We start from the raw sequence: 13,082 nt of genomic DNA on the forward strand, positions 1-13,082 counted from the left end.
ATCACACCGCTCGAAGCCGTCCACGGCGACGCCGTCCCGGTCTCGAAGCCCGGGTTGCCGAGCAGCTGCGCCGGGGTGCAGGAACCACCGCCACCACCGGTGACCGTCCAGGCGAAGCTGGCCGTACCGGACTTGCCGGCCGAGTCCTTCACCGTGACCGTCACGTTGGAGCTGCCCGCGGCGGAGGCGGTGCCGGAGATCAGACCGGTCGAGGAGTTGATCGACAGGCCGGCCGGCAGCCCGGTCGCGCTGTAGGACAGCGGGGCGGTGCCGCCGGAGGCGTTGATCTGCAGGTTGACCGAGCCGCCCACCGCGGTGGACTGGTCACCGGGGTTGCCCACCGAGACGGCGGCGCCGGCCGGCTTGGTGAGCAGGCAGCCGGGCACGGTGAGGTCGACGGTCCGGGCGGAGTTGACGCAGGTGGTGAACCAGTAGGTCTCCTCGCCGTAACTCTGGCCCTTGAAGGCCTTGGTGGAGCCGTCGGCGGCGACCTCACAGGGGTTGTTGAGGGTGCACATCTCCCCGTCGTCGTTGCCGGTGTTGTTGATGCCGACGATCCGCCCGCTCGCGGAGTCGATGATCGGCGAACCGGAGGTGCCGTGGGTGGTGTTGCAGCCGGAGCTGTAGCGCAGCGAGTCGTGCCAACTCCACTGGTCCTCGCGCAGGGTGGGCACGAACCCGTTGACGGAGCAGTTCCACACCTGCTTCCAGTACGAGGACGGTATGTACATCGACGAGCCGTCGACCGGGTGGGCGTCGTTGATGGTGAGGGCGGTGGCGCCGTACTTGGAGGTGATCGAGGCGAAGGTGTCGGTGAGTTCGTAGAGGGCGACGTCGGTGCCGGTCATCGTCGCGTAGATCACCTTGTCGCCCTGGACGGTGCCGAGGCTGTTGCCCGCGCCGTCCAGCAGGGTGCCGCTGCGGCTGGCGCTGACGTTCTGGATGACCTGGCCGTAGGGGGGCATGGACGGCAAGCAGTGCCCGTTGGTGAGCATCATGGCCCGGTCGCCGGAGGCCGAGGTGGGGAACCGGACGAGCGAGGCGGAGCAGTCGTCCAGGGCGATGGTCGACGTCAGGTCGGCGGCCTGGACGGCGTGGGCGGGGGCGGCGGCGAGGACCAGCCCTCCGGCGACGACGGCGCTCGCACCGGCCATCGCGACAAGTCTCTTGAACATGGCTCTCCTTGTGGGGGATCGCGGGCCGCCCGGCTGGTCGCCGAGGCCCACGCCCGCACGAAAGTGCCATGGTCACTTCAAGCGGTCAACAGTTCCCGCACAACTCGCCACCCCAGGGGCCGGGTTGTGCCATCGTTTGGCAACAACCCGTCCTGGTATGCCCGTTACGGGACGAACCCATGAACGCTACGGCTGAGCGAGGGGATCGGACTTCATCCACTGGACGTCGCGCCGATCCTTGCCGTCCGGCGAGATCACGGTGAGGGTCCAGATCGTGCCGCCCCGGTCCGGCGTGAAGTCGTGCGTGCCGGTGAACCTGGCGAACGCGCAGCCCTGGGTGAACTGCTTCGCGCCGGAGTCCCAGTCCACGCCGGTGGTGTAGTAGAAGTCGTACACGCCGTCCGCGATGCCCTCGATGGTGGCCTGCTGCCCCTTGGCCACGTACACCGAGGCCACCGCGGTGCCATTGGCGGCGAGCGTGAAGACCGCGTCCGTCTGCCCGGTGTTGTCGACCTTCACCACGCCCTTGCCGCCCTTGCCGCCCTCCTGGACCACGGTGCCGTTGTCCAGGCTGCGCGCCTGCGTCTGCGGCTTGGGCAGCTCCGGCACGGCGAAGGCGGTCCGGTAGCCGGCCGCCGCCAGCTTGGCGAGGGCCGCCGAGACCCCGGCCACCCCTTGGGCGGCGCCGAACTGCGCCAGTCCGCCACCGGCGGAGCACACCTTGTGCTCCGAGATGTCCTTCCGGACGGGCTCGGTGTCGGTGGCGAGCGTGGCCAGGGCGGTGGCCAGGTCGGCCCGCGCCGCCGTGGCGCCGGAGGGCGCGGTGGTGGCGTTCACGTTCCGCACGGCCCGGTTGGTGTCGGACGCCAGGTGGGTGAGCGCGGTGTCGAGGTCGAGGGCGCTCTTGGCCGAGGCCGCCTTGCCGAAGTCGGCTCCGACCGGCGCCAGGGCCTGGTCGAGCGCCGTCCCGAACGGCGTCGCCGCGGCGGACGGCGAGGCGCTCGACACAGCCGCGCCGCCGCCCCCGCCCGAGCACGCCGCCAGCAGCAGCGCCGCACCAACGGCCAGACCGGATCTGCCCACGGACCCCGAGAACTTCACAACCCCACCTCAACGCTGCCGGGCGCGCACTCCGCGCGCACACGGGGCGCCATGGTGCCGATCACGAACCGCCCTGGTCAAGCGGTTTCGGACGGCCGCCGGAAGGGGCCGTCCGGCCGGACGCTACAGCTGCGGGAAGGAGTTCGGGTCCACGTCGTTGGTCTCGGCGTTGCCGTCGACCACCGGCTGGAGGGTGATCGACCAGGACGTCGAGGTGCGGCCGGTCTCGTACGGGAAGGTGTCCTCGAACTTGGTGAACGCGCAGCTCCGGGTGAAGGACTTGGCCGCGGAGTCCCAGTCCGCCCCTTGGGAGACGTAGACGTCGTACGTCCCGTCCTCCACGCCCTGGACGGCGGCCTTCTGTCCCTTGGCCACGAACATCGAGTGCACCGCCTTGCCGCCCAGCACGAGCGAGACGACCGCGTCCGCCTTGCTGCCGTTGTCGACCTTGAACTCGCCGTAGCCGTGCAGCTTCCCCTTGCTGATCATCGTGCCGTTGTCCAGCGAGCGGGACTGCTGCTTGGGCAGCTGGGGGACGGTGAGGTTCGCCGCGTAGCCGGCCGCCGTCAGTTTCGCCAGGACCGCCGGTACGGACTTCAAGCCCTCGCCCGCGCCCAGCTGGGCCTCGGCCGAGTCCAGTGCGCAGACGTTCCGGGACTTGATGCCGAGACGGACATCCGTCGCGTCGGACTGGAGCACGCTCAGCGCGTTCGCCAGGTCGTGCCGGTCCCCGGTGACCGCAGCGGGGGCGTCCGCCACGTTCAGCGCCCTGGAGGCGTCGTGCGCGGCGGTGCTGAGGGCGCTCATCACGGCCTCGAGGTCGCTCAGGTTCTTGGCCCCGGGGATCCGGGCGAGCGCGTTGTCGACCGGCTCGATGTTCTTGCTGAGCACCGGGCCGAACGCCACCGCGCTCGTCGTGGCCCCGGGCCCGGGCCTGCCCGCCGTCGTTCCGCCCGAGCACGCCGCGAGCAGCAGCGCCGAACCGATGGCCAGACCGGCCTTGCCGATGGACTTCATGACCCCACCCCATGTCACCCGGCACGCGCACCGCGCGCACACCCCGCGACATGGTCCCGAGTACGAACCACCCCGGTCAATCCGTTTCCGGCGACCACCTGCGGGGGCCGTCCCGCCCCGCCCGGCGGGGTCGACGCCGGGGTCAACTACGATCGGGCACGTGCTCAGCCTCACCGGACTCCCCCTCCAGGTCATCACGTCGGTCATCGCGATCGTCGTCTTCGCCGCCACCATGTGGTTCTGGCCCAAGTTCGGCGGCAAGGGCTGGAAGTCCTGGCTGGGCCGGATCGGCGCCTTCCTGGCCACCCAGCTGTCGGTGCTGGCCGCGATGGGCCTGATCGCCAACAGCTACTTCGGCTTCTACAGCTCCTGGACCGACCTGCTCGGCACCAGCGGCGGCCTCGGCACGGTGGTCGACCACCAGCCGAACGCCTCCGGGGTGTCCGTCACCGGCGAGCAGAAGTTCTACTCGTCCCAGGGTTCGGAGCCGGACCGCTCCGGGATGATCCAGAAGGTCGACGTCAAAGGGGCCGGCACCGGCCTGAGCACCGAGGCGTACGTCTACCTGCCGCCGCAGTACTTCCAGCCGGGCTTCGCCAAGCAGCGCTTCCCGATGGCCGTGGTGCTGACCGGCTACCCGGGCACCCCGGAGAAGCTGATCTCGCTGATGCAGTACCCGGCGTCCACCCTCGACGCCATCGAGCAGAAGAAGCTGCCGCCGACCATCCTGGTGATGACCCGCCCGACCCTCGTCGACAACCGGGACACCGAGTGCGTCGACGTGCCGAACGGCCCCCAGGTCGAGACCTTCTTCACCAGCGACCTGCCCAAGGCCCTCGCCACCACCTACCGGATCGGCACCGACCCCTCCAACCGGGCCGTGATCGGCAACTCCACCGGCGGCTACTGCGCGCTCAAGTTCGCCCTGCGCAAGCCCGACTCCTACCCGGCCGCGGTCGCGCTCTCCGGCTACTACAGCGCCGCCCACGACCCGACCACCGGCGACCTGTTCGGCGGCAACGACAAGCTCAAGCAGGAGAACGACCTGCTGTGGCGGCTCAAGAACCAGCCGGCCGCCCCGGTCTCGCTGCTGCTGACCACCGCGAACGACGAGAACAACTACGACGACACCAAGGCCATGGTCGCCGCCTTCAAGGCGCCCACCAAGATGTCCACGATCACCCTGGACACCGCCGGCCACAACTTCCACACCTGGACCCGGGAGATCCCCCCGGCCCTGGAGTGGCTGGGCAAGCACATCACCATGCCGGCCGCCGCCTGAGCGGCCCGACGGGACCAGCGGCCCGACCGCCCGAGCCCGACCGGACGAGAGCCCCCTGACTCCGCCTCCGGACGGGTGAAACCGGGCAGATCACACCCGCCTCACAGCCGTATCTCACGGTTCTCTCAGCCACGCCACGCACGGTATGGCGCATGACCACGAGCAGCTACTCCCCTCCGGCCGGCGATCCGTGGCCCGAGGCCGCGAACTACCCGCCACCGGAGGCGCCGCGGCCGGACCCGGCGCCGCTCTTCCCCGAGCAGCCCCTGCCGACGACCGGCCCCAAGGGCCCGGCCTCCTGGTCCGGACGGCTGCGCACCCTCCCGGCCCGCGCCTGGCGCGGGCGCGCGGACGACCCGCGCTGGGTGCGCCCGGCCCTGCTGGCGCTGATGGCCGCGACGGTCGTGCTCTACCTGTGGGGCCTGGGCGCCTCCGGCTGGGCCAACGCCTTCTACTCGGCGGCCGTGCAGGCCGGAAGCCAGAGCTGGAAGGCCTTCTTCTTCGGCTCCTCCGACGCCGGCAACTTCATCACCGTCGACAAGCCCCCGGCGTCCCTGTGGCCGATGGCGCTGTCGGTGCGGCTGTTCGGCCTCTCCTCCTGGTCGATCCTGGCCCCGCAGGCGCTGATGGGCGCCGCCACCGTGGGCGCGCTGTACGCGACGGTGCGCCGCCGCTTCTCCCCGCTCGGCGGCCTGCTGGCGGGCGCCGCGCTGGCGCTCACCCCGGTCGCGGCGCTGATGTTCCGCTTCAACAACCCGGACGCGCTGCTGGTGCTGCTGCTGACCCTGGCCGCGTACGGGATGGTGCGGGCGGTCGAGACGGCGAGCACCCGCTGGCTGCTGTTCACCGGCGCGATGTTCGGCTTCGCCTTCCTCACCAAGACGCTGGCGGCCTTCCTGATCCTGCCCGCGTTCGCGGTGATCTACCTGGTCGTGGCGCCCACCGGCTTCTGGCGGCGGCTGCGGCAGACCCTGCTCGCGGGCGTGGCCGTGGTGGTCGCCGGCGGCTGGTGGGTGGCGGTCGTGGAGCTGCTGCCGGCCTCGGCCCGCCCGTACGTCGGCGGCTCGCAGGACAACGACTTCCTGTCGCTGACCTTCGGCTACAACGGCCTCGGCCGGGTCGACGGCAACGAGCGCGGCAGCGTGGGCGGCGGCGGCCGGATGCCCGCCGGGCTCGACCTGCCGGGCGGCGCCGGGCACAGCCGGGGCTGGGGCCAGACCGGCATCACCCGGCTGTTCGGCAGCGACATCGGCGGGCAGATCGCCTGGCTGCTGCCGGCAGCGCTGATCCTGCTGGTGGTCGGCCTGTGGGCGACCCGCCGCTACGCCCGTCCGGACACGGCCCGCGCGGCCTTCCTGGTCTGGGGCGGCTGGCTGGTCTCCACCGCGCTGATCTTCAGCTTCATGTCCGGGATCTTCCACCAGTACTACACGGTGGCGCTGGCCCCGGCCGTCGCGGCGCTGTTCGGCATGGGCGTGGACGGCCTGTGGCGGGCCCGGCACCGGCTGCCGTACGCACTGCTGCTGGCCGGCGTGCTCGCGGTGACGGCCGGGTGGGCGTTCGTCCTGCTCGGGCGCAGCTCCGACTTCCTGCCCTGGCTGCGCTGGGCGGTGCTGGTCGGCGGACTGGCGGCCGCGGGGGCGCTGGTCGCCGGGCAGGTGGCAGGCCGGGTCTCCGGACGGACGGGCGCGCGGATCGCCTCGGTGGCGGGCCTGGTGGGCCTGGCGGCGGCGCTCGGCGGTCCGGCCGCGTACGCGGTGGACACCGTGGGCACCGCGCACAACGGCTCGATCATCACGGCCGGTCCGTCCGTGAAGGGCGCGGGCTTCGGGCCGGGCTCCTTCGGCAAGGGCGGCAAGGGCGGCCGGGGCTTCCCGGGCGGCTTCGGCGGCGGCCAGGGCGGCCAGGGTCAGGGCGGCCAGGCCGGCCAAGGTGGTCAGGGTGGTCAGGGCGGCTTCGGCGGGCGGGGTGGCCAGGGCGGCCACGGCTTCCCGGGCGGTCAGAACGGCCAGGGCGGTCAGGGCGGCTTCAACGGCGGCTCCGGCCGGGGCGCCGACGGCACCGCCCCCGGCGGCCGCCACGAGCGCGGCGCGGGCGGGTCCACCGGCTCCGGCGGCGCCTCCGGTACGCCCGGCTTCCCCGGGTTCCCCGGCGGCGGCCAGGACCCCGAGGGCGCGGGCGGCCCCGGCGGCTTCGGCGGCGGCATGGGCGGCGGCATGGGCGGCCTGCTCGGCGGCACCAAGGTGAGCGACGAGGCGAAGTCCCTGCTCTCGCAGGACTCCGGCCAGTACACCTGGGCGGCCGCCACCACCGGTTCGCAGAACGCCGCGAGCTACCAACTCGCCACCGGCAAGCCGGTGATGGCGCTCGGCGGCTTCAACGGCACGGACCCCTCGCTCAGCCTGGCGGGCTTCCAGAAGTACGTCCAGGAGGGCAAGGTGCACTGGTTCATCGGCGGCGGCTCGCACCGCGGCTTCGGCGGCGCCGGCGGGGCGGGCGGCGAGGGCGCCGAGGGCGACCAGCAGACCGAGTCGGCGCAGATCGAGGCCTGGGTGACCAGCCACTTCACCGCCAAGACGGTCGGTGGCACCACCTTCTACGACCTGACGGCCCCGAAGGCCTGATCCGGTCGGTCCGACCCGGGCTCCGGGAACCCTGACCCGGAGCCCGAACTCCCCAGGGGGCGTGCCGCGTTCGCGCGGTACGCCCTCTTTCGCGTGCCCCTTTCGCCTGCCCCTTCGCCTGCCCCTCTCACGGGTCCCTTTCACGGGCCCGTCCCACGGGCCCCCACGGGCCCGGCACGACGCCCCGTCAGTCGGAGCCGCAGCGCGCCCCGGCGGCGGGCAGCACCCCGTCCACCAGGTAGGCCTCGGCGGCGTCGCGCGCGCAGGAGCTGTGGTACCAGGACATGTGCCCGTCGCCGTCGCGGGTGAGCAGCACGCCGTGCTGCAACCCGGCCGCCATCCGCTGCGCCCACACGTAGGGGGTGATCGGGTCCTCCGTCCCGCCGATCACCAGGACCGGGGCGCTGCCGGGCGCCGTCACGGTGTGCGGCCGCTCGGTGGACCGGTACGGCCAGGGGCGGCAGTCGGGTTCGAGCAGGGTGATCCGGGTGTCGTGGCGGCTGGTGAGCGGGGCCCGGGCGGCGAGGTCGGCGAGGGCGGTGCGCAGGTCGGCGTCGCTGGGGGCGAGCGGGGCGTCGGCGCAGTGGATGGCCGCGAAGGCGTCCGCGGAGTTCTCGTAGTGGCCGTCGTCGTCGCGGCCGGCGTTGCCGTCGGAGAACCGGAGCAGTTCGTCGCCCTCGCCGCGGGTGAGCGCGGGGTCGAGGGCGGAGCGCAGCCGCGACCAGCTGCCGTGGCCGTCGGCGAGGGTGTCGATGACGACGCCCCAGCCGAGGGAGGCGGTGACGGTGCGGCCGTCGTGGGTGGGCAGCGGGTGGTCCTTGAGGCCGTCGAGGAAGTCGGCGAGCCGCCCGGGGGCGGCGGCCGGGTCGGTGCCGAGCGGGCAGTCGGCGCCCTCGGCGGTGCAGGCGATGGCGAAGGCGCGGAAGCCGGCCTCGGTGGCGGCGGCCTGTTCGACGTCGAGGTGCATCAGGTCGGTGCTGCGTTCGACGGCGCCGTCGAGGACGAGCCGACCGGTGCGGTCGGGGAACTCCTCGGCGTAGAGGACGCCGAGGTAGGTGCCGTAGGAGAGGCCGAGGAAGTCGAGCTTGCGCTCGCCGAGGGCGCTGCGCAGCACGTCCATGTCGCGGGCGCTGTTGCGGGTGCCGAGGAACGGCAGGATGTCGGCGTACTTGGCCCGGCAGGCGTCGGCGAGGACCCGGCCTCGGTCGTAGGCCGGGTCGTCGGTGCGCATCGACTGCTCGCGGGTGCGGTCGTCCAGGCAGTCGATCGGCAGGGTGGCGCCGGAGCCGCGCGGGTCGAAGCCGACCACGTCGAAGCGGTCGCGCATCGGGCCCTGGCCGTCCTTCCAGCCCCGGGCCATGTTGGCACCGGAGTTGCCGGGCCCGCCGGGGTTGACCAGCAGGGCGCCGATCCGGTGGGCGGGGTCGGCGGCGGGCACCCGGGCGACGGCGACGTCGATGCTGCGGCCGCCGGGGTCGGCGTAGTCCAGCGGGGCCTTGAGGGTGGCGCACTGGACGGCGGTTGCGGCCGCCTCCGCGCCGTCGGCGCCCGCGTCGCCGCCCGCGCCGTCGCAGGGTGCCCAGGCGAGCCGCTGGTCGTAGTACGCCTGCAGCGCCGGGGAGGCGCTGGTGGGCGCCCGCTCGGCGAGCGGCGGGCGGCTGGTCGGCGCGGCCGCGGGGCGTGCGCCGCCGGGGCCGGAGCAGCCGGCGGCCAGGGCGAGGAGCAGGGCGGCGAGGGCGGGCAGGGCGCGTCGCCGCAGGCGGGGGGTCATCGGGGGCACCGCCCACGAATACCATCCGGGGCACCGCCGGGGCATCTCGCCCGCTGCCCCCGGCCGCCTCCTTGGCACTTCCTTAGCGCCGCCGCGCCGCCGCGCCGCTGCGCCGCCACGAGGCCTCGCCGCCTCGCGGTACGACCGGCGAAGGAGGATCGTTTCCTCACCCGCCGCACTGCTGGAGCATCGCCTTCTTGTCCGCCTCGGTGACCGGCAGCTGGTACTTGAGCGAGACCTGGGCGAAGCGCACCGCGTACGAGCAGCGGATCTCGGTGCTGGCGGGCAGCCAGTCGGCCGGGCCGGAGTCGCCCTTGGAGGCGTTCTGCGAGCCGTCGGCGGGGATCAGGTTGAGCGGGTCGTTGGCGATCCGGACCCGCTTGGCCTTGTCCCACGTGGCAGCGCCCATCTGCCAGTCGTAGGACAGCGGCATCACGTGGTCGATCTGGATCTTCGACGCCTGCTGCTTGGTCCACTCGACGGTCCGGCCGGTGTACGGGTCGTGGATGGTCATCGCGGTGACCACGCAGTCCGAGCCGTCCTTGCGCTCGACACCGCTGCCGTCGCGGGCCAACAGGTCGTTGCGGGTGTCGCACTTGTTGCCGCCGTACGGGACGCCCTCGACGCTGTCCGTCCAGGCGGGGCCGAACTCGTTGCGGTCGTAGCCGTCCTTGGGACCGGTACGGGCGGTGGCCACCTTGGCGATCAGCTCCCGGCCCGCCTTCTGCTCCTCCGGGGTGGTCAGCGGCGCCAGGCCGGGCTTGGTGCCGTCCGGGTTCTGCAGCGGGCTGGTGCCGGTGCCGACGGCGGACGGTCCGGACCCGCCCGGCGACTTCCCGCCGCGGCCCTCGACCAGCCAGCCGACCAGGGCGAGCAGGCATATCAGGAACACGGTGGCGGCGGACAGCCAGGTACGGCGGGCGGGCACGGAGAACTCCCGGGATCAGGGGCGGGTTGACGGCGAACCAGCAGACCAGCCACCCCAAGAGAAGGTCAAGCCGACGCCACGGGGAGCCCAGGAGCATGTCGAAGCTCACACTCCGTCGACTCCGGCCGCCCGGGCCCCACCCGCGTCCCCGTCCCCGTCCGCATCCCCGCCCACATCCCCGTCCGCGCCCGGGAGTTCAGCCCCCGATCGCCGACATCGGCCGGTCCGGCCGGACGAACCCGGCGCTGCCGATGGCGTGTCCGGGCCCCTTGCCCGTCACCGAGGCCCGCCAGGCCTCCTCGATCCGCCCGTCGTCCGCGCCCCCGCGCAGCAGCGCGCGCAGGTCCGACTCCTCGGTCGCGAACAGGCAGTTGCGCAACTGCCCGTCGGCCGTCAGCCGGACCCGGTCGCAGCCCCCGCAGAACGGCCGGGTGACGGAGGCGATCACCCCGATCACCGTGTCCGTCCCGGCGACCCGCCACTCCTCCGCCGGGGCGTTGCCGCTGCGCCCGACCGGCACCAGGTCGAAGCGCTCGCCGAGCCGGGCCAGCACCTCCTCGGCCGTCACCATCGCGGCGCGGTCCCAACTCCCCTGCGCGTCCAGGGGCATGGACTCGATGAAGCGCATCCGGTAGCCGTGCTCGACGGCGAAGGCCGCCAACTCCGGTATCTCGTCGTCGTTCACGCCGCGCACCGGCACGGCGTTGACCTTCACCGGGTCCAGCCCGGCCGCCTTGGCCGCCGCCAGGCCCGCGAACACGTCGGCGATCCGGTCCCGCCGGGTGAGCTCCGCGAACCGGTCCGCGCGCAGCGTGTCCAGGCTGACGTTCACCCGCCCCAGCCCGGCCTCCCGCAGCGCGACCGCGGTCCGGGCCAGACCGATCCCGTTGGTGGTCAGCGACAGCTCCACGCCCAGCGCGGCCAGCCGCCCGACCAGGCCCGGCAGCCCCCGCCGCAGCAGCGGCTCCCCGCCGGTCAGCCGCACCGAGCGCACCCCCAGGCGCTGCGCCGCGATCCGCACCAGCCGCACCACCTCGTCGTCCCCGAGCGTGTCCGCCCGGGGCAGCCAGTCCAGCCCCTCGGCCGGCATGCAGTACGTGCAGCGCAGGTTGCAGCGATCGGTCAGGGAGACCCGCAGATCGGTGTGGACCCGTCCGAAGCGGTCCACCAGCGGGCGCGGTGCGGTGTTCATCGCCCCAGTACAGGGGCAAGCGGGCCGCGGGACCAGCGGCCGAACCGCCGGGGACCGCCCGCGACCTGCGCCTTCGCCTTGTGGATTCGTACAAGCGCCGAACGGCTGCGCGACCGGGCCCCGACCGGGCAGGCTGGGCGCATGCAGACCACACCGCCCGCCGTCCCGGCCCTCGTCCTCGCCGCCGGGGGCGGACGCCGGCTCGGCGGGCGGCCCAAGGCGCTGATCCGGTACGCGGGTCGGCCGCTGGTGGAGCACGCGGTGGCCACCGTCCGGGCCGGCGGCTGCCCCGACGTCACCGTGGTGCTGGGCGCGGACCGCGAGCAGGTGCGCTCCACCGCGCACCTGCCGGGCTGCCGGCTGGTCGCCAACCCGGACTGGGCCGAGGGCATGGGCTCCTCGCTGCGGGCCGGACTGGCCGCACTGCCGCCGCGGGCCCCGGCGGTGCTGGTGATGCTGGTGGACACCCCCGGCGTCACCCCGGCCGCGGTCGCCCGGCTGCTGGCCGCGCACCGGGCCGGCGCCGACCTGGCCGCCGCGGCGTACGGCGGACGGCGCGGACACCCGGTGCTGATCGGCGCGCGGCACTTCGCCGAGGCCGCCGAGGGCGCGTCCGGGGACGCCGGGGCCCGCGCCCTGCTGGCGGCGCACGCCGGGGAACTCGTCCTGGTCGAGTGCGCGGACGTCGCCGTCCCCGACGACCTGGACACCCCCGCCGACCTGGCCCGCTGGTCCGTCGACCGACCGCCCCGCTGACGCCGGCCGCGCATCCTCCCCGCGGAGGGGCCCGGCCTCGCCCGTACCGGCGACCGGCCCCTGATCCGTCCCTGATCCGTCCCTGAGGATTGCCCCATTCCGCGCCCGAAGCCGGACGTTTCGGGGAGCATGGGAACCAACCACCCCGACCCGACACCGACGGACGGAGCCCGCGATGGCAGGACTGCCCGACGACTTCACCGGACACGACCCCGCGCGGTCGGGGCCGGGGGCGGGCGGTGGCGCCCGGGCGATCCGCTGCCCCGCCTGCCGCCGCGAGCACCTGTACGAGCCGCCGTCGCTGCCGTGTCCGTGCGGCGCCTCGCTGAAGGTCCCGCTGCTGCGCGGCGGGGTGCCGGTCCAGGTGCGGTTCCGCTCCTGGGAGGACTCCTGGCTGAGCATGCGCTGCCCGCACTGCGGCCGCTCCGACCAGTGGCCGCAGCCCGAGTTCACCTGCAACTGCGGCGCCACCGTCCGCCTCCCGGTGGACCGCACCACCCGGCTGGGCGGCGGCACCGCCGGCCCGCTCGCCGCCCCCGGCCCGCAGAGCGCCCGCCCCTACCCGGCGCACCCGGTGAACGCCCCGGTGCCCGCCCCGCCCGCGCAGGGCGGCGGCCCCGCCGGACGCCCCAGGCCGTTCCGCCACCGCGCCCCGTTCCGCCCCCACCCGGTGCGCACCTCCCAGGACGCGGTGTTCACCGCCGCCCGCTACCTGGAGTGGCTCGGCTTCGACGACCTGGAGCTGACCGAGGCCCAGGAACGCGACGGGGTCACCCTGCTGGGCGGCCGGATGGTCGCCCAGGTCGACACCTGGACCGAGCCCGCCGACGTGAAGTCGGTCGAGTGCCTGTGGCTGCAGACCCTGCACGCCGAGGAGATGGCCGCCGCCATGTTCACCCTGGCCGGCTACTCCCACCAGGCCACCGTGCGCGGCGAACAACTGCTGGTCGCCCTGTTCAGCCTCGACCTGGCCGGCGTGCCCCAACCCGCCAACGGCGCCGCCGAGGCCCTGATGGAGACCGGCTGGACCTCCTGACCCGACCCGCCCCTGCCCCGCCCCTCCCCCGACACCCCGGCGCCCGGCGCCGCACACCCGGCGCCCCACTAGATCATCTCCCCGACAAAAGCAACAACCTCCGCTCGTGATCTGGTGCACAAGCTCACCCCCGTGTTGAATTGCCGCCACAGCGCGGGCCTTTCGCCGTGCCGTTCACCCTGCCGCCGCCATGCGAACGG

At 73.9% G+C, this 13,082-nt stretch carries 10 protein-coding genes; 4 read left to right on the forward strand and 6 right to left on the reverse strand.

The features are described 5' to 3' along the window. The 3 genes from ACFXOZ_RS15835 to ACFXOZ_RS15845 form a co-directional block, all read right to left on the reverse strand. The coding region (locus ACFXOZ_RS15835; protein ID WP_380590789.1) for a putative Ig domain-containing protein at nt 1-1,175 on the reverse strand (1,175 nt) is incomplete at its 3' end. A 186-nt stretch (nt 1,176-1,361) separates the two neighbouring features. Then, nucleotides 1,362-2,258, reverse strand: a complete 897-nt coding sequence (locus tag ACFXOZ_RS15840) for a hypothetical protein (RefSeq protein ID WP_380522754.1) — start codon at nt 2,256-2,258, stop codon at nt 1,362-1,364. 141 nt (nt 2,259-2,399) lie between these two features. Further along, entirely contained in the window at nt 2,400-3,293 is an 894-nt protein-coding gene (locus ACFXOZ_RS15845) for a hypothetical protein (RefSeq protein WP_375890201.1), read from the reverse strand. 160 nt (nt 3,294-3,453) lie between these two features. On the opposite strand from ACFXOZ_RS15845, the gene ACFXOZ_RS15850 reads away from it, so the two are divergent. Both ACFXOZ_RS15850 and ACFXOZ_RS15855 read left to right on the forward strand, forming a co-directional pair. Then, on the forward strand, nt 3,454-4,575 hold the full coding sequence (locus ACFXOZ_RS15850; RefSeq protein ID WP_375890200.1) for an alpha/beta hydrolase: 1,122 nt from the start codon (nt 3,454-3,456) through the stop codon (nt 4,573-4,575). Nucleotides 4,576-4,727: 152 nt separating this feature from the next. Further along, nucleotides 4,728-7,199, forward strand: a complete 2,472-nt coding sequence (locus ACFXOZ_RS15855) for an ArnT family glycosyltransferase (protein WP_380590792.1) — start codon at nt 4,728-4,730, stop codon at nt 7,197-7,199. A gap of 187 nt (nt 7,200-7,386) precedes the next feature. Here the strand turns inward: ACFXOZ_RS15855 and ACFXOZ_RS15860 are convergent, their stop codons facing one another. From ACFXOZ_RS15860 to moaA, 3 genes are all read right to left on the reverse strand, one after another. After that, nucleotides 7,387-8,970, reverse strand: coding sequence for an alpha/beta hydrolase (locus ACFXOZ_RS15860; protein WP_380590795.1), 1,584 nt, complete (start codon nt 8,968-8,970; stop codon nt 7,387-7,389). 166 nt (nt 8,971-9,136) lie between these two features. Beyond that, nucleotides 9,137-9,853 (reverse strand): HNH endonuclease family protein, encoded by a 717-nt coding sequence (locus tag ACFXOZ_RS15865; protein ID WP_380522786.1) that lies wholly within the window; start codon nt 9,851-9,853, stop codon nt 9,137-9,139. Nucleotides 9,854-10,094: 241 nt separating this feature from the next. Beyond that, entirely contained in the window at nt 10,095-11,090 is a 996-nt protein-coding gene (gene moaA / locus ACFXOZ_RS15870) for a GTP 3',8-cyclase MoaA (RefSeq protein ID WP_380522759.1), read from the reverse strand. Between the two features lie 141 nt (nt 11,091-11,231). Between moaA and ACFXOZ_RS15875 the strand changes: the two genes are divergently transcribed. Beyond that, nucleotides 11,232-11,846: an NTP transferase domain-containing protein gene (locus ACFXOZ_RS15875; protein ID WP_380590798.1), complete on the forward strand. Its 615-nt coding sequence runs from the start codon at nt 11,232-11,234 to the stop codon at nt 11,844-11,846. 175 nt (nt 11,847-12,021) lie between these two features. Further along, complete coding sequence (locus ACFXOZ_RS15880) at nt 12,022-12,882, forward strand: hypothetical protein (RefSeq protein WP_375890190.1); 861 nt, start codon at nt 12,022-12,024, stop codon at nt 12,880-12,882. Nucleotides 12,883-13,082: the final 200 nt, after the last annotated feature.

It is taken from the genome of Kitasatospora sp. NPDC059160 (assembly GCF_042755465.1).
In the GTDB taxonomy this organism is placed as follows: Bacteria; Actinomycetota; Actinomycetes; order Streptomycetales; family Streptomycetaceae; genus Kitasatospora.

Bases quoted from the DNA above. Each gene is read 5' to 3' on its own strand.
- ACFXOZ_RS15845 (WP_375890201.1), bottom strand. From the start codon at position 3,293: ATGAAGTCCATCGGCAAGGCCGGTCTGGCCATCGGTTCGGCGCTGCTG.
- ACFXOZ_RS15855 (WP_380590792.1), top strand. From the start codon at position 4,728: ATGACCACGAGCAGCTACTCCCCTCCGGCCGGCGATCCGTGGCCCGAG.
- ACFXOZ_RS15860 (WP_380590795.1), bottom strand. From the start codon at position 8,970: ATGACCCCCCGCCTGCGGCGACGCGCCCTGCCCGCCCTCGCCGCCCTG.
- moaA (WP_380522759.1), bottom strand. From the start codon at position 11,090: ATGAACACCGCACCGCGCCCGCTGGTGGACCGCTTCGGACGGGTCCAC.
- ACFXOZ_RS15875 (WP_380590798.1), top strand. From the start codon at position 11,232: ATGCAGACCACACCGCCCGCCGTCCCGGCCCTCGTCCTCGCCGCCGGG.
- ACFXOZ_RS15880 (WP_375890190.1), top strand. From the start codon at position 12,022: ATGGCAGGACTGCCCGACGACTTCACCGGACACGACCCCGCGCGGTCG.